Source organism: Hymenobacter setariae (assembly GCF_007713685.1).
GTDB classification, from domain to species: domain Bacteria; phylum Bacteroidota; class Bacteroidia; order Cytophagales; family Hymenobacteraceae; genus Hymenobacter; species Hymenobacter setariae.
Genome location: NZ_VMRJ01000002.1, coordinates 421,543 through 437,236 on the forward strand (window position 1 = coordinate 421,543; position 15,694 = coordinate 437,236).

The 15,694-nt window shown below is 60.0% G+C and carries 14 protein-coding genes; all 14 read right to left on the reverse strand.

Going from position 1 to position 15,694, the window contains the following annotated elements; all coding sequences use genetic code 11:
* Positions 1-35 precede the first annotated feature (35 nt).
* The gene (locus FNT36_RS08220) at positions 36-2,483 is read right to left on the reverse strand and encodes a bifunctional YncE family protein/alkaline phosphatase family protein (protein WP_144846291.1); all 2,448 of its coding nucleotides are present in this window, start codon (positions 2,481-2,483) and stop codon (positions 36-38) included.
* A 122-nt stretch (positions 2,484-2,605) separates the two neighbouring features.
* Positions 2,606-3,391 (reverse strand): enoyl-CoA hydratase/isomerase family protein, encoded by a 786-nt coding sequence (locus FNT36_RS08225; RefSeq protein ID WP_144846293.1) that lies wholly within the window; start codon positions 3,389-3,391, stop codon positions 2,606-2,608.
* A gap of 139 nt (positions 3,392-3,530) precedes the next feature.
* A complete protein-coding gene (gene paaZ / locus FNT36_RS08230; protein WP_144846295.1) occupies positions 3,531-5,594 on the reverse strand; it encodes a phenylacetic acid degradation bifunctional protein PaaZ in 2,064 nt (687 codons plus the stop codon).
* A 136-nt stretch (positions 5,595-5,730) separates the two neighbouring features.
* Entirely contained in the window at positions 5,731-6,165 is a 435-nt protein-coding gene (gene paaI, locus FNT36_RS08235; RefSeq protein WP_144846297.1) for a hydroxyphenylacetyl-CoA thioesterase PaaI, read from the reverse strand.
* On the reverse strand, positions 6,140-7,330 hold the full coding sequence (locus FNT36_RS08240) for a 3-hydroxyacyl-CoA dehydrogenase NAD-binding domain-containing protein (protein WP_233635782.1): 1,191 nt from the start codon (positions 7,328-7,330) through the stop codon (positions 6,140-6,142). The genes paaI and FNT36_RS08240 overlap by 26 nt, the downstream gene beginning before the upstream one ends.
* Positions 7,331-7,472: 142 nt before the next feature.
* Positions 7,473-8,258 carry an enoyl-CoA hydratase-related protein gene (locus tag FNT36_RS08245; protein WP_144846299.1) on the reverse strand — a complete coding sequence of 262 codons (786 nt, stop codon included), beginning with the start codon at positions 8,256-8,258 and terminating at the stop codon, positions 7,473-7,475.
* 27 nt (positions 8,259-8,285) lie between these two features.
* Positions 8,286-8,789, reverse strand: a complete 504-nt coding sequence (paaD, locus tag FNT36_RS08250) for a 1,2-phenylacetyl-CoA epoxidase subunit PaaD (protein ID WP_144846301.1) — start codon at positions 8,787-8,789, stop codon at positions 8,286-8,288.
* Positions 8,783-9,589 carry a 1,2-phenylacetyl-CoA epoxidase subunit PaaC gene (gene paaC, locus FNT36_RS08255; protein ID WP_144846303.1) on the reverse strand — a complete coding sequence of 269 codons (807 nt, stop codon included), beginning with the start codon at positions 9,587-9,589 and terminating at the stop codon, positions 8,783-8,785. The genes paaD and paaC overlap by 7 nt, the downstream gene beginning before the upstream one ends.
* Positions 9,590-9,600: 11 nt before the next feature.
* Positions 9,601-9,888 carry a 1,2-phenylacetyl-CoA epoxidase subunit PaaB gene (gene paaB / locus FNT36_RS08260; protein ID WP_144846305.1) on the reverse strand — a complete coding sequence of 96 codons (288 nt, stop codon included), beginning with the start codon at positions 9,886-9,888 and terminating at the stop codon, positions 9,601-9,603.
* Positions 9,889-10,042: 154 nt separating this feature from the next.
* A complete protein-coding gene (gene paaA, locus FNT36_RS08265; RefSeq protein ID WP_144846307.1) occupies positions 10,043-11,002 on the reverse strand; it encodes a 1,2-phenylacetyl-CoA epoxidase subunit PaaA in 960 nt (319 codons plus the stop codon).
* A gap of 57 nt (positions 11,003-11,059) precedes the next feature.
* Positions 11,060-12,130, reverse strand: coding sequence for an AI-2E family transporter (locus FNT36_RS08270; RefSeq protein WP_144846309.1), 1,071 nt, complete (start codon positions 12,128-12,130; stop codon positions 11,060-11,062).
* 89 nt (positions 12,131-12,219) lie between these two features.
* Positions 12,220-13,299: a 1,2-phenylacetyl-CoA epoxidase subunit PaaE gene (gene paaE, locus FNT36_RS08275; protein ID WP_144846311.1), complete on the reverse strand. Its 1,080-nt coding sequence runs from the start codon at positions 13,297-13,299 to the stop codon at positions 12,220-12,222.
* A complete protein-coding gene (locus tag FNT36_RS08280; protein ID WP_144846313.1) occupies positions 13,296-13,952 on the reverse strand; it encodes a TetR/AcrR family transcriptional regulator in 657 nt (218 codons plus the stop codon). The genes paaE and FNT36_RS08280 overlap by 4 nt, the downstream gene beginning before the upstream one ends.
* 45 nt (positions 13,953-13,997) lie before the next feature.
* On the reverse strand, positions 13,998-15,341 hold the full coding sequence (locus FNT36_RS08285; protein WP_144846315.1) for an AMP-binding protein: 1,344 nt from the start codon (positions 15,339-15,341) through the stop codon (positions 13,998-14,000).
* Positions 15,342-15,694: the final 353 nt, after the last annotated feature.

Sequence of the window (15,694 nt, forward strand, 5' to 3'; positions counted from 1 at the left end):
GGCCTGACCCTTCCTTTTTTATTGGTAATTGCTGCTCAATCGTCGTCATCGTCGTGCTTGGGGGCAGCGCGCAGGAAGGCTCCGCGCCTAGGGGCGGGCACCACGGCATCTTCGCCCCTGATGGCTTTCCAAACCACCTCCGTGAGGTCAAGGTCAGGAGTAGCGTCTTCTTTGGCGAGGTTGAAGTGCGACGAGCGCTCAGCGCTACGGTTCCAAGCCGTGTTGCGGGTGTCGAGGCCCACTTGGGCGGCCTTGGCCTGGTAGGGCGTGAGGGTAGGTGTGGCCTGGAAGCAGCCGAAGAGCGGCTTGGCCGCCGCGTCGTACTGGCTCATGGGCGGTAGGCCCAGCACTAGCTCGAGGGTGCGCAACACGCCAGCCGTGGTGTACAGCGTGTGGTTGACGGACCCACGCCGAGTGTAGGGGCTAATGACGAAGGCCGGCGAGCGGTGGGCATCCACGTGGTCGGGGCCGTTTTGGGCGTCGTCTTCTACCACGAAAATCACTGATTCCTTCCAGATGGCGCTGTGCGAAATATGCTCTACCAGCTGACCTAGGGCCAGGTCGTTGTCGGCCACCGCAGCCGTGGGCGAGATTTTACCCAGTTTCTGGCCGCTGGTGTGGTCGTTGCTGATGCGGATGGTGCTGAGCTGCGGCACCGCCCCGCGGGTCAGCAGCGAGTCGAAGTCCTGCGCCCAAATACGGATGCGGTCCACGTCTTTCACGTCCATATCGAAGCCCGGCGACTTGGGGCACACGTGCCCACGCAAGGACTTAAGGTCGGTTTTGCCGTCGGCCGCAAACTCGCCGTAGGTGCGGTAGCGCAGGCCGGCGCGCTGGCAGTAGTCCCACAAAAAGCCATCGCGTGGGTAAGCCACCAGGCGGCTGCCCTCGTAGTCGTAGGTACCGCCGCGCCCGCCGTAGCTGATGGGCCAGGTTTTCTCGACGTAGTCGGTGGCGTAGGCGGCGGTGCTCCAGTTGTGGCCGTCGGCGCTCACCTCGGCATTCACATAAAAGTTGTCGAGCAGCACAAACTCACTGGCCAGCGCATGGTGATTGGGCGTCACCTTGCGCGGAAAAATACAGAGCACCGAGTCGCCGTTGCCCTGGGGCATGTCGCCGAGGACTTGGTCGTAGGTGCGGTTTTCCTTGATGACGTAGAAGACGTACTTGATGGGCGAAACCTCACCCTTGCGGCGCGGAATGGGGTTGCCGGCTTCGCCTAGGGCTTCTTTCTCCGAGGTTTTGGTGAAAGGCGTGTTGGCGTACACCTGCCGCGAGTAGGCGGCTAGCTGGGCCACACTGGGCGTGGTGATAAACGAGAGCGTGCCCTTAAATAGCCCGCCGATGTACTCTACCGGCCCATCGGCCAGCGTGTTGCCGGTGTGGTGGCCGCTGTGGTCGTTTTTGGCCAGCGGCTGCGGCCCGCGCGGGTTGGGCAAGGAGGAGAAGCCCTTGCCGTTGGCCACCAGTATTTTCTTACCTAGGGTGCGCACGCAGGTCGGGTACCAGCCCGTCGGGATGAAGCCCTTGGCGGCGCTCTTGCCCGGCGTGGCCACGTCGAACACGGCCAAGCAGTTGTTGTCGGCGTTGGCGATGTAGAGCGTTTTTTCGTCGGCGCTCAGGGCCAAGCCGTTGGTGGTCGAGCCGGTGAGCTTGGTAGGGTAGAGGGCAGTCGAGATGGTTTCGAGCACCCGCCAGCTCTTCGTATCCACCAACGATACTGAGTTGTCGTTGGCATTAGCCACGAATACGTAACGCCCGTTTTTGCTTTGAATCAGCTCGTTGGGATGGCTCTCAGTAGGTAGGCGCTTGGCGATGCGGCCCGTGGCGATGTCATACGCCAGCAGCTCTTGCCCGCCCCACAACGTGATGTAGAGCGTGCGGCCATCGGCTGCGAGCAGGCAGCCGTAGGCCTCGTGCCCAAGGTCGAGCCGGCTCAGCGTGCGCTTGGTTTTGAGGTCGAGCACGTACAGTGCGTTGTCCTCCTTGGTCACGGTGTAGAGGCGCTGCCGGGCCGCATCTACGGCAATGCCCACTGGGCTGATTTTGGTGGGCCAGCGCTTACCTAGGCGTAACGTGTCGGGCTGGCCGAACTTCTGCTTTGCCACCGGGTAACCCAGGATGATGTTGTCATTGCCGCCCGACACATAGAGGCGGTCGGCCGCCGGGCTCCAGGCCAGCCCGTACCACGACTTGGCAATGGGTTTCTCATCGAGCAGCTTTTCGGTAGCGGGGTCGATGAGCTGTACCTTCTGGGTGCTTTGGCCATTGTTGGTGACGGCCAGTAGCCGGCCGCCGGGGGCGAGCTGCATGTTCAGCGGCAAGTCGCCTAAGGGCAGCGAGGTGCCGGCCGGTGTCAGGCTCCAGCCGTTGGGCAGTAGGATGGAGGAGGCTTTGGGGTCGTTGGTCGGCACCTGGGCGGCGGCCGACCCAATGGTCAGCATTCCTAGGGCAACTGCCACGCGGGCAACTAGATACTTCATAAAGAGGGCGTGCCGCAACTCTCTGCCCGTACCGCATGCACAGGCAAAGAGTTGCACTTACCCACAAATATCTGGTACTCCTGGCAGCTCCCTAGGTTAAGGTTTTGCTACCAACGTTCTCGCTACGCCTTCGCGCCCGCCGCTGCCTTAAACTTAGCAATGGCCTGCCGAGTAAAATCGGACAGCACCAGCCGCCCGCTGATAGCTGCGCGCTCGCGCAATAGGCTGTCCCAGTGCTCAGTGCCTTCCCAAATTACTTGCTTCATAGCACCTAGGGCTTCTGGGTTGTAGCTAGCCAGCTTCTCGGCAAACGCCTGCACAGCCGCGTCTAGGTTCGCCGTAGTCTCCACTACTTCGGCATATAGCCCACGCGCTTGCGCCCAAGCCGCCGAGCGAAACTCACCCGCGTCCAGCGCCAATTGTGCATAGGCAGCCCGGCCGATTTTCAGTTCTACCACCGGCCCCACTACGAAGGGGCCAATGCCCACCACCAACTCGCTGAGTTTCACGGACGCCTGCGCCGTGGCAAAGCAATAATCGGTAGCCGCCGCCACGCCCGCGCCGCCGCCGATGGCCTTGCCCTGCACTCGGCCGATAATGACCTTGGGGCAGGTGCGGCAGGCGTTTATCACCTGCGCAAAGCCCGAGAAAAACGCTTGACCCTGTGCCTCATCTTCGATGGCTACCAGCTCATCAAAGCTCGCGCCGGCGCAAAACGTGCGCTCGCCCTCGCTCTTGAGGATGATGACTTTAGTCGTATTGGCCTGGCCGATAGCTGTAATGGTGGCCGCTAGCTCACGCAGTAGCTGGCCGGGCAGCGAGTTATGCGCTGGGTGATAGAACGAGATGGTAGCAATGCCCAGGGCATCGGTAGTGGCCGAGACATGGCCGGCGGTGAGGGTGCTCATGTAATAAAGTGCGCAGTAAAATGCTTATTCAAAACCATCTGTCATGCTGAGCTTGCGAAGCATCTTTTCACGGTTGATTTATTAACCCTGACGTGAAAAGATGCTTCGCAAGCTCAGCATGACAGCTATAGAGGAAGTATTACGCCTGATTTTTCTTCTTCACCATCGTCAGAATCGTAGCTACGGCCACCGTGTCGCTGGTTTGGTCGGTTACTTCTACCAGCCAGCGCACGATGCCTTTAGCTACGTCTTCCGAGTCGCGCTTTTCCTGACCGATTTTCTCTTTCACCGTCAGCGTCACGCCGATGGTAGTTCCGGGGTACACGGGCTTGGTGAAGCGGCACTCATCGAGGCCATAGTTGAGCAGCACTGGGCCTTTGCGCGGGTCTACGAACATGCCAGCCGCCTTGCTTAGGATATAGTAGCCGTGGGCTACGCGGCCCGTGAAGAGCGTGCCTTCCAGCGAGGTAGCATCGACGTGGGCATAGAAATTATCGCCCGACACCTGCGCAAAATTTGTGATGTCGGCCTCCGTCACAGTGTGCTTGTGCGTGATGTATGTCTGCCCGATTTCCAGCTCCTCGAAGTAGTGCTGAAAGGGATGCTTATCCTTTTCAATCTGCTTGGCCTTAGGCTGATATACCTCCGTAATGGCCGTAATCATGCTCGGCGAGCCTTGCAACGCCACGCGCTGCATAAAATGCTCAACGCCTCGGATGCCGCCCATTTCCTGCCCGCCGCCGGCACGACCTGGTCCGCCGTGCACTAGCTGCGGCATCGGCGAGCCGTGGCCGGTGCTTTCCTTAGCCATGTCATTATTGATGACCAGGATGCGGCCGTGGTGGGTAGCCGCGCCCAACACAAAATCCTGCGCCGTACGCGGGTCGTTGGTAGCCAGCGAGCACACCAGCGAGCCCTTACCAAGGTTGGCCAGTTGCACGGCCTCGGCCACGTCGTGGTAGGGCATCAGCGTCACCACCGGGCCGAAGGCTTCCAGTTCGTGCGAATCGAGGTGTTTGAACGGGTGGTCGTTGCGCAGCACAATGGGCGAAATAAATGCGCCTTTAGCTGCATCGGCACCGCGCTCCTTACCTAGAATTTCTACGTTCTCCAGGTCGCCGTACACGATGGGTGTGGTTTTGGCGAGCTGTCGCACTTGCTCACGCAAGCGCTCGGCCTGCTGGCGGCCGGCCAGCGCGCCCATGCGCACGCCCTCGGCCTGCGGGTGGCCGATGGTAGTTTGGGCCAGGGCCTTACCGAGTGCGATTTGGACATCTTCGAGCAGATTATCGGGCACGATGGCGCGGCGAATAGCCGTGCATTTTTGCCCGCACTTGGCCGTCATTTCCTTACGCACTTCCTTGATAAACAAGTCAAACTCGGTCGTGCCAGGCACAGCATCGGGCCCCAGCACGGCAGCATTAAGCGAGTCGGCTTCGAGTGTAAACGGCACCGCCTCGCTGATAATGCGCGGGTGCGCGCGCAGCTTCGCGCCAGTTGCGGCCGAGCCGGTGAAAGTCACCACATCCTGATACGTCACGTGGTCCAGAATGCCCTGGCCCGAGCCTACTACCAGTTGCAAGGCGCCTTCTGGCAAGATGCCAGAGGCAATAATCTCGCGTACCACCGCCTCGGTGAGGTAGGCGCTGGGCACCGCGGGCTTCACCACGGCGGGCATGCCGGCCAGCAGATTTACCGCAATTTTCTCGAGCATGCCCCAGATGGGGAAGTTGTAGGCATTGATGTGCACGGCCACGCCTTCCCTAGGTACCAGCAGGTGCTGCGCCACAAAGGTGCCGCCCTTCGACAAGCCCACCGGCTCGCCCTCCACGTAAAACGGCTTGTCGGGAAATTTGCGCCGCAGCGAGGCATTGGCAAACAGATTGCCAATACCGCCCTCAATATCAATCCACGAGTCGGCCCGCGTGGCGCCCGAGCGGTAACTCAATTCGTAGAAAATTTCCTTCTTTTCCTGCAAGTGGAAGGCCAGCGCCTTGAGCATCCGCCCGCGCTCATGGAAGGTCATACGGCGCAAGGCGGGGTTGCCCACGCGGCGGCCATAAGCTAGGATTTCGGCAAAGTCGAAGCCTTCGGTATTGGCCAGCGCGATGACCTCGCCAGTGCTGGCGTCTAGCAGCTCGTGTGGGTCGGCAGCGCCGGCTGCCCAGCGACCTAGGGTGTAATTTTCGAGGGTGGGAGTCATAGGGATAGGTTTACTAGAAAAGCAGCAGAAAATACACCTGTCATGCTGAGCTTGCGAAGCATCTTCTTACGGCTGGAGTAACCTAGTGTGAGCAGATGCTTCGCAAGCTCAGCATGACAGAATAGGAGGTTTTGCTTTATAATATCTCGTTACTCGTGCGGTAAGCCGTGCCTTTGAACAAGGCCAGCACTACCCCGTTCTGGTTGACGACCCGCACCTGGTACACGCCGACTTTGTGCTTAAGGCTCTCTTCGCGGGCTTCCACCGTGATGATGTCGCCGAGCTTGCCCGCTTCTAGGTAATCGACGGTCACGGTGAGGCCCACGCTCTGGCGGCCGTGGCTGTTGCAGGCGAAAGCAAAGGCCGTATCGGCCGCTGAAAAAGTGGCGCCGCCGTGCAGGGAGCCGAAGCCATTGAGCATATCGGGCCGCACCACGAAGTGCAGGCGACAGTAGCCAGGACCAACTTCCTCGACCTCCAACCCTAGCAATTGGCTAAAGGTGTCTTGCCGCAGCATCAACTTTTTCACGGCTTCGGCCAGATGATTATTGGCGGACGGCAGCGGATTCATTTGACAAGAAGAATTGGTGGTTGCGGGCCAATCGGCGGAGCAGCGGGCTAGCGCGGTAACGGTCGTCGCGGTACTCGGCGTAAAGCTCATCGAGCGTCGCCAGCACTTGCAACGGTCCTAGCTCGTCGGCCCAGGCCAGCAGGCCTTTGGGATAGTTGACGCCGGTAGTCATGGCTAGCTCTAGGTCTTCGGCTGAAGCCACGCGCAGGTACAGTGAGTCGGCGGCCTCGTTGATGAGCATGGCCAGCACCCGATGCAATATGGTGTAACCCAAGCGCTCGTCTTTGGTGGGGGTAGGCGGCACGGCGCCCGGCGCGTAGTTGTAAAAGCCGCGCCCCGTTTTGCGCCCTAGGTAGCCAGCTTCAAAAAGCCGCTTTTGGGTGAACGAAGGCCGGTAGCGCGGGTCGTAGAAGAAGGCTGTGAACACCGATTCGGTGACGCGGTAATTCACGTCGTGGCCGATAAAATCCATTAGTGCAAACGGCCCCATACGGAAGCCGCCTAGGTCGGTCAGGGCCCAGTCGATGGTAGCGATGTCGGCGATGCCTTCTTCCAAAATGCGGATGGCCTCGCCGTAGAACGGCCGTGCCACGCGGTTCACGATAAAGCCGGGCGTATCCTGGGCCAGCACCGGGCGCTTGCCCCAGCTGGCTACCAGCGCCTTGACCTCCTCGGCCAGCCCGGCGCGGGTTTGCACCGCTGGAACAACTTCGACCAGCTGCATCAGCGGGGCCGGGTTGAAGAAGTGGATGCCCACAAACCGCTCGGGCCGCTGGCAGGCCGCCGCGATAGCCGTAATCGAGAGTGAGGACGTATTGCTCGCCAGCCAGCATTCGGCCGATACGATGGCCTCTACTCCCCTAAAAACTTGCTGCTTCACCCCTAGGTCCTCTACTATGGCCTCGATAACCAAGCCACAATCGGCGAAGTCGGCCATCGTCTCGGTGGGATGCAGGCGGGCTACGGCTGCTTCGGCTGCCTCAGGGGTCAGTTTGCCTTTCTCGGCTAACCGGCGCAAGCTGGTGGCAATGCTAGAAGTAGCTTTTTCGAGAGCGGCCGCGTTTTGGTCGAGCAGGCGCACGGGGTGGCCGGCGGTGGCTACCACTTGCGCAATGCCTGCGCCCATTGCGCCACTGCCGATGATGCCGATGGTTATCTGTTGCATAGTTGAAGAGTGTAGCTTGGACCTTGTAGTCCGAGCGCGAGCGTAGCTCGCATCCACATTAGGCCGAATTATCCTGACGTTCTCAAGCGCAGATGCGAGCTACGCTCGCGTTCGGACTACAAAGTCCAAGCTACTTGCTGTTTTACTGGCCGGTGAAGGTAGGTTGGCGTTTTTCCATGAAGGCGGCTACACCCTCGCGGTAGTCAGCAGTATTACCGGCGCGCAACTGGTAGTCACCTTCGGCGCTTAGCTGCTGGGCCACATCGTTGCCGAAGGTGCTATTAAGCAGGTGCTTGGTGTAGGCCAAGCCTTTGGTGGGCATGGCGGCCAGCTTGCGGGCCAGTGCGGCTACTTCTTGGTCGAAGGCTTCGTCGGTAAAGCTCTTGTAAATCATGCCCATTTGCACAGCGTCAGCGGCACTCACTTTGTCGCCGAGCATCATAAGGGCGCTGGCGCGCTGCATGCCCACGAGGCGGGGTAGGAAGTACGTGCCGCCGCTATCGGGCACCAAGCCTATCTTACTGAATGCCTGAATAAACGACGCTGATTCCTTCGCCACCACAATGTCGCAGGCCAGGGCTAGGTTGGCCCCTGCGCCGGCAGCTACACCATTCACGGCGGCTATCACAGGCTTGTCGAGCTCGCGGATGAGCAGCACGATGGGGTTGTAGAGCTTCTCCACGATTTCGGCCACGTCGGGGGCGTTGGGGCCGGTTATTTCGGCTAGGTCTTGTCCGGCGCAAAAGGCTTTGCCCGTGCCCGTTAGCACCACGGCCCGCACGCTGGCATCGGCCTGGCACTCGCGCAAGTGCTGCTGGAGGCCTAGGGCCACTTCGCGGTTGACGCTATTGAAAACGGCGGGCCGGTTGAAGGTCAGCGTAGCGACGCCGTCGGCGAGGGAGAAAAGCAGAGACTGGGAATCGGACATGGAGAAGAATAGTGGGGAGCTACTGGGCTAGTGGCACTTGAAGTAATCGAAGGGCTCGTGGCAGTCGTTGCACTGGTAAGACGCCTTGCAGGCCGTAGAACCGAACTGACTGACCAAGCGCGTGTTATCGGACTTGCAATTGGGGCAGCGCACGGCCGTGTCCTGCCCAAAAAGATTGAGCATATGGCCCGTGGCCGTGCCATCCACGGGCGGCGCGATGCCGTAGGCTTCTAGCTTTTCGCGGCCGGCAGGGGTCATCCAGTCGGTGGTCCAGGCCGGGCTGAGCTGGTTGTGAATCGTGACTTGCGTAATGCCTTCGGCCAGCAGCCGCAGACGGATGTCGGTGGCGATGGTGTTCATGGCCGGGCAGCCCGAGTAGGTGGGCGTGATGTGCACCGTCACCAGCTCGCCGGCTACTTGCACGCCGCGCACGATGCCCAGGTCCAGAATGCTGAGCACCGGCACCTCGGGGTCGAGCACCTCGTCGAGCAGCTCCCAGATGCGGGCTTCGGTGAGGGCGGTGGCTACCATGTGAGGCCGGGGTAGGCGCGCTGCACGTATTGCAGCTCGGTGAGAATGTACCCGAGGTGCTCGCTGTGCCGCCCTTCCTTGCCGCCCGCCAGCCCAAAGCTGCTCGCCGGGGGGGTAGGCAGGGTGGCTTCTTCCAGCACGCGCGCCACGTGGGCCGCCATGGTGGGTTGCAACGCGGCGTAATCGGGGATGATGCCGGCTTCTTGCAACGCCTTTTCGGTGGCGGTGGGCGTGGTCAGTTCGGCGGCATAGCGCCAGAGGCTGGCAATGGCTTTTTCGACGCGCTGCCGGCTTTCGGGCGTGCCGTCGCCGAGGCGAATTATCCACTCCGAGCTCCACTTGAGGTGGTAGGCGGCTTCCTTCACGGCTTTTTCGGCAATGCCGGCTAGGCGCTCGTCGGGGCTGCTTTTGAGCTGTTTCAGGAAGGGATAGTGGAAGTTGTCAAACAAAAACTGCCGCACGATGGTGTGCGCAAAGTCGCCGTTGGGCTGTTCAACTAGCAGCGGGTTACGGTACTCCACGGCCGAGCGTAGGTAGGCCAGGTCGTCTTCGGTGCGGCCTTTTCCTTCGAGCTCGGTGGCGTATTGGTAGAGGCTGCGGGTTTCGCCCAGCAGGTCGAGGGCGATGTTGGCCATCGCGAGGTCCTGTTCCAGGATGGGACCGTGGCCGCACCACTCGCTCAGGCGGTGGCCTAGGATGAGGCTGGTGTCAGCCAGTTGCAACACGTATTGAAACAGCAGCTGCCGCACCTCCGCGGAGTAGGTAGCCAGGGCAGCAGATTCGGAAGGGGCAGCTTGCATAGTGAGCAGCATTACATGTGTTTAATGGAATCCGGCACATCGTAGAATGTGGGGTGCCGGTACACTTTATCGGCCGCCGGGTCGAAGAAAGCTTCGGCATCGTCGGGGTTGGAGGCGTGGATGTGCGTCGACTCGACCACCCAAATGCTCACGCCTTCAAGGCGGCGCGTGTACACGTCACGCGCATTTTGGATGGCCATCGTAGCATCGGCGGCGTGCAGGCTACCCACGTGCTTGTGGTCGAGGCCCTGCTTGCTGCGGATAAAGACCTCCCAAAGAGGCCATTCGGACTGGTTCATATAGGTAGTTTGTATAACTTTTTTGCCTTAACAACCATGAGGCCCTACCCCCGACCCCTCCCCTCCGGGAGAGGGGAGCCTGGCGACTGAATGACGTTAGCTTACGGTTGGCTCCCCTCTCCCGGAGGGGAGGGTCCGGGGGTGGGGTTAGACGTTAAGCCCCTACCCCCTCCCGCGCCTTGCGCTTCGCGGCGTGCGCGTTGGCCGCCTCGCGTACCCAGGCGCCCTCTTCGTGCGCTTGCACGCGGGCTTGCAGGCGGTCGGCATTGCAGAGACCGTTACCTTTTACCACTTGCCAAAACTCTTCCCAGTTCACCTCGCCGAAGTCGTATGCTTTGCGCTCCTCGTTCCACTTGAGGGCTGGGTCGGGCACGGTGAGACCTAGGAACTCGGCCTGAGGCACCATCATGTCCACGAATTTCTGGCGCAACTCATCGTTGGTGAAGCGCTTGATGCGCCACTTCATCGACTGCTCGGTGTTGGGCGATTCCGAGTCTTTAGGGCCAAACATCATTAGGGTAGGCCACCACCAGCGGTTGAGGGCTTCCTGGGCCATCTCCTTCTGGGCGGGCGCACCTTCGCAGAGCGTCTGCATTACCTCGAAGCCCTGGCGCTGGTGGAAGCTTTCTTCCTTGCACACCCGCACCATAGCTCGCGCATACGGCCCGTAGCTAGTGCGGCACAGCGGCACCTGGTTGAGGATGGCGGCGCCATCGACCAGCCAACCCACGCAGCCCATATCGGCCCAGCTCAGGGTGGGGTAGTTGAAGATGCTGCTGTACTTGGCTTTGCCCGAGTGCAGGTCGGCCAGCATTTGGTCGCGACTGGCACCTAGGGTTTCGGCGGCGCTGTAGAGGTAGAGGCCGTGGCCGGCTTCATCCTGCACCTTCGAAAGCAGAATGGACTTGCGCTTGAGCGAGGGGGCGCGGGTTATCCAGTTGCCTTCGGGCAGCATCCCCACCAGCTCGGAGTGCGCGTGCTGCGAAATCTGCCGAATCAGCGTTTTGCGATAGGCGTCGGGCATCCAGTCCTTGGGCTCGATGCGCACGTCGGCGTCGATGCGGGCCTGGAACTGTTCTTCCTGCGTGAGGGCGGGCTTCTCTAGCGTTTCCATACAGCTGATAATTAAAAGGTAACGATTTTATTTAAAGCAAAAAACAAAGCGCCTAGGTTATACTTTTACCTCCTCGTCACCCAGGGCATCCTGCACATACAACATCTTAACTAGCACCACAATAATGGCGATGATGGGCGTGGCCAGCGTGAGGCCCAGCAGCCCCGTAAACGAGCCGATAATCAACTGCCCGGCGAGAATGAGCGCCGGTGGCATCGAGATGAGCCGCTGCTGCACCACCGGCGACACGGCCGAACTTTCCAAGGTTTGCACCGCTAAGTACAGCCCCACCACGTAGAGCGCCTCCTGCGGCCCACCGTGCACGAAGGCTAGCAGCACGGCCGGTACCATCGACACGATGGGGCCGATATTGGGAATGAATGTTACCAGCCCAGCAAACAGCCCTAGCACCGCGCCCATGGGCATACCCATTAGCGTGAGGCCCAGCCACGTGAGCACACCCACAAACAGCATCGACACCAGCCGGCCCAACACCCAATTTACCAGCGTGCTGCTAATGCAGTCGAGCACCTCATTAGCACGGGCGCGGCCAGCTTTGGGCACCAGCATCACCAGCCCGGCGCGGTATACCTTGGGCTGCAAGGCCAAGAACAGCGCCAGAAAAATAATGACGTAGCCATCGGCCACTACACTGAGTGTAGTTGAAAAAATACCCGTGGCTCGGCCCAGCCACTCCGACGTGCCACCGACTACCTTGGTGTAGTCGACGTTTTCGCGGGCCAGCCACTGCCCCCATTCGGTACCCTGTACGCGCTGCTGCACATCGGCCACGGCCTGGGGTAGTTGCTGCTGGAGCCCTCGAACCTGGTCGCCGATGCGGGCCGAAAACAGCCACCCCATGCCGCCCAGCACCGCTACCACCAGCAACGTGGTTAGCAGTAGCCCTAGGCCAGCCGGCATGCCAGTACGGCGGTGTAGCCAGTCGCCCCCCGCGCGCAACGGCAGCGCAATGAGCAGCGCCGCCAGTAGCCGCAGCCACACGCTGAATGCCAGGCCCAACAAGCCCGTCAGCATAAGAACTAGTAAGGTGATGCCCACCGTAGTGAGTACCCGGTACACGTACGCAGTCTGGGACGAGCTACCGCTGGAGGTAGATTGTAAGTTCATAGGCCAAAGAGGCCGGGGTAATGCGGCCCGGCTGCCAGCCCATACGGGCAAATGGCCGAACTCGGCGGCCTGCATTACCGCGAAAGTGCTCATTGGTCAAAGTCTACAGTTACTTGCTCCGTCACGGGCCGTGCCTGGCAGGTGAGCACGTAGCCCTTGGCCACTTCTGCTTCGGAAAGCGAGTAGTTTACATCCATTTCTACGCGGCCTTCCGTGACGCGGGCTAGACAGGTGCTGCACATGCCGTTTTTGCAGGAATAGGGAGCGTCAATGCCGCTTTCTAGCGCCGCGTCGAGGATGGTATTGCCGTAGTACGACATTTCTAGCAGGCGCGCACCTCCATCCAGCTTCAGCGTTACTAGGCTCTTTTTATCGTCCTCGCCCACGGGCGGCAACTTGGCTTTGGCCGCGCCGGCTTTGCCCGCATTAGCCGAGCCAAACAGCTCGAAGTGAATTTTCTCGGGCGCTACGCCGGCGCTGGTAAGGGCCGTGCGCACGCCGTTTACCATGTCCTCAGGGCCGCACAGGAAGCACTCGTCAATCTGGCTGGCAGGCACCACCTTTTCGAGAAACTGCTTAGCCTTCTGCTCATTAATGCGGCCGAATAGCAAATCGGCGTCGCCCTGCTCGCGGCTTAGGATGTGGTACACGCTTAGGCGGTGCAAAAACTTGTTTTTGAGCGCTTCCAGGGCTTCTTTGAAGATGATAGAATTGCGGCCCCGGTTGCCGTACACCAGCGTGACGCGGCTGTTTGGCTCCGTCAGCAGCACCGTTTTCACGATGCTGAAAATGGGCGTGATGCCGCTACCCGCCGCAAACGCCACGTAGTGCTTGGCCTGCGTGGGGTGCAGCGCGGTGTGGAAGTGCCCGGCCGGCGGCATCACCTCCAACTCTTCGCCGGCGCGCAGGCCATCTACGGCCAGTGACGAAAAGCGGCCTTCCGGCACTTTCTTGATGGCTACCTGCCACTCATTATCAAGCGGGCTGCTGCAAATGGAGTACGAGCGGCGCAGTTCCTCGCCATTATGGATGCGCCGAAACGTGAGGTACTGGCCCTGTGTGAAGCGGAACGCCTCGCGCAGGTCGGCGGGCACGTCGAGCGTCACGCGCACGCAGTCGGGCGTTTCGCGGGCAATGTGCTTGATTTTGAGTTTGTGAAAGCGGCTCATGCGGTAGGTTTTTTCAGCCCGTCGAGGAGCATCGTAAGGAGGTCGTTTTCCAGCTCAGCGGCCGACAAGTTGCGCCCCGGCCGATACCACAGCTCGACCCAGCGCACCGCCGAGAGCAGCGTAAACAAGGCCACTGATACATTCACGGCCTGCAACTCGCCTGCCGCAATGCCTTGCTCAATAAGCGCCGCAAAGCCTTTCTCATAACGCTTGCGGGCCTGTTTAAATTCGGTCAGGCGTGGCTCGGTTAGGGCCTTCCATTCGTTGTTGGCCACCGATACGGCAGCGCCGTCCTTGGTCATCAGGCGCACGTGGCGGCGCAGCAGCTCGGTTATCTTTTCGAGGTAATTCGCCTCCATCTGCTCCACCTCAGTCAGTTGCGCGATGTAGGTATCCGACACCTGGAAGCAAATGATTTCTAAAATCTCGTCTTTCGACTTGATGTGGTTGTACATGCTGGCCGCGTCGAGTCCCACCCGCGCCCCTAGGTCGCGCATCGACGAGCTGCCGAAGCCGCGCTCCTTGAACAGGTGCGCCGCCTCGTCCAGAATAAGCTGCCGTTGTTCGGGGCGGCGCTTTTTTACCACCCGCGCTGCGCCCGTGGCGGGCGGCGTGGCCGTCGGGGCGGGGTTAGGAGCGGTTTTGGGAGGCATATGCTTCTGTTTCTAATTTCAGTGTTATCCGTTAGGTAAGGCCCCTTATGCTAGCGACCGCAAGTCGCGCACGCGGTTGAGCTTGCCGCCCTCGCTGCGCGGCAGCGTGCCGAAACCGAGCAGCGTCACCTTCATGCTCAGCCCGATGTTGTCCTTGATTTTTTTGGCAAACGAGCCTTGCAGCGCCTGCAAGCAGTCGTGCTGCTGCACGGTATCGGCGGTCACCGTTTCCAGGCCTAGGTCGCGCATCAGTTCTTCAGCGATTTCTACGCTTACTTCTACCTCATCCATGCTGCCACGGCGCGAGGCCACCACTTGGTAGTAAGGGCTCACCTGGGGTAGGCTGCTGAGAATATCCTCCACCTGGGTGTGAAAGAAATTGACTCCGCGAATGATGAGCATGTCGTCGGCTCGGCCGCGGATAGGTCCCATCTTCACGTGCGTACGGCTTTCGGAGTAGTCGTAGGTAAGATTGGTGATGTCATTGGTCCAGTACCGCAAAATAGGCATGGCCTTTTTGGTCAAGGTCGTGAATACTAGCACGCCCAGTTCACCTTCGGCCACTGGCTCGCCGGTGTGCTTGTCTACTATTTCGGGGTAGAAATGGTCTTCCCAGACGTAGCTGCCAGTGCCGCGCTCGTTCACGTCTTCCTGCGACACGCCAGGGCCCATGATTTCGCTGAGGCCGTAGATATTGGTGGCTTTCACGCGCAAACCCATTTCCACTTGCTGGCGGATAGTGTCAGTCCAGGGCTCGGCCCCGAGCACGGCGTACTGTAGATTGATGTCTTCGGGGCTAATGCCGCGCCGCTTGATTTCCTCGGCCAGCACCTGCGCGTAAGAGGGGGTAGCGCAAATGATTTCAGGCCGAAAATCCTGGAGTAATTGTAGCTGTCGGTCGGTGCTGCCGCCCGATACAGGAATGACCGTCAGCCCCAGCATCTCGGCGCCGTAATGGATACCCAGGCCGCCGGTGAAGAGGCCGTATCCATATGCATTCTGGAGCTTCATGCCAGGCCGGCAACCAGCGGCGGCCAGCGAACGGGCTACCACTTCGGCAAAGATGTCGAGGTCACCGGCCGTATAGCCGACCACTGTGGCCTTGCCCGTGGTGCCGCTGGAGCAGTGCAGTCGCGCCACCTCGTTTTCGGGCACCGCGAACAGGCCGAAGGGATAGTTATCCCGAAAATCCGTCTTTTTAGTAAAGCCTAGCTTCCCTAGGTCCTCCAATCCTCGAAACGTAGTCGGGTGCACACCTAGCGCGTCAAACTTCTGCTTATAGAACGGCACCCGGTCGTAGACATACGCCACCTGCTCCTTGAGCAGGGCGTTTTGGAGGGCGCGCAGTTGAGGCAGCGGCAAGCGCTCGATGGCAGGGTTGAACAGCATGGGAAGCGCTGTTGGTGGGTGGGAGAGGGGTAGGGCAAGAAGCGGCTGTGGAGGCAGCGCGCTCTTTTCAAGTACAAATAAACACAAACAAATGTTTGTTTAGATTGATGGCGCTGGTTTACCACTACTGCCTAGGTGGCAAAAGGTCCATGCTCGTAGTTGAAGGTTCTTATGTTAAAGTGATAGGGGAACACTAAGGTGCATTGCGTTGCCACCAGTGCTACCCATGTGCTAGCACTGGTGTAATAATGATTTTTCTGCTATATAATTCATTATCATAGTGTATTATGCTGTTCTCTACTTTTGCTTAGATTGAAGGAAACAAAAAATTAATTGCAATTCTGCTTTTCGTT

Bases quoted from the DNA above. Each gene is read 5' to 3' on its own strand.
- FNT36_RS08220 (WP_144846291.1), bottom strand. From the start codon at position 2,483: ATGAAGTATCTAGTTGCCCGCGTGGCAGTTGCCCTAGGAATGCTGACC.
- FNT36_RS08225 (WP_144846293.1), bottom strand. From the start codon at position 3,391: ATGAGCACCCTCACCGCCGGCCATGTCTCGGCCACTACCGATGCCCTG.
- paaZ (WP_144846295.1), bottom strand. From the start codon at position 5,594: ATGACTCCCACCCTCGAAAATTACACCCTAGGTCGCTGGGCAGCCGGC.
- paaI (WP_144846297.1), bottom strand. From the start codon at position 6,165: ATGAATCCGCTGCCGTCCGCCAATAATCATCTGGCCGAAGCCGTGAAA.
- FNT36_RS08240 (WP_233635782.1), bottom strand. From the start codon at position 7,330: ATGCAACAGATAACCATCGGCATCATCGGCAGTGGCGCAATGGGCGCA.
- FNT36_RS08245 (WP_144846299.1), bottom strand. From the start codon at position 8,258: ATGTCCGATTCCCAGTCTCTGCTTTTCTCCCTCGCCGACGGCGTCGCT.
- paaD (WP_144846301.1), bottom strand. From the start codon at position 8,789: ATGGTAGCCACCGCCCTCACCGAAGCCCGCATCTGGGAGCTGCTCGAC.
- paaC (WP_144846303.1), bottom strand. From the start codon at position 9,589: ATGCAAGCTGCCCCTTCCGAATCTGCTGCCCTGGCTACCTACTCCGCG.
- paaB (WP_144846305.1), bottom strand. From the start codon at position 9,888: ATGAACCAGTCCGAATGGCCTCTTTGGGAGGTCTTTATCCGCAGCAAG.
- paaA (WP_144846307.1), bottom strand. From the start codon at position 11,002: ATGGAAACGCTAGAGAAGCCCGCCCTCACGCAGGAAGAACAGTTCCAG.
- FNT36_RS08270 (WP_144846309.1), bottom strand. From the start codon at position 12,130: ATGAACTTACAATCTACCTCCAGCGGTAGCTCGTCCCAGACTGCGTAC.
- paaE (WP_144846311.1), bottom strand. From the start codon at position 13,299: ATGAGCCGCTTTCACAAACTCAAAATCAAGCACATTGCCCGCGAAACG.
- FNT36_RS08280 (WP_144846313.1), bottom strand. From the start codon at position 13,952: ATGCCTCCCAAAACCGCTCCTAACCCCGCCCCGACGGCCACGCCGCCC.
- FNT36_RS08285 (WP_144846315.1), bottom strand. From the start codon at position 15,341: ATGCTGTTCAACCCTGCCATCGAGCGCTTGCCGCTGCCTCAACTGCGC.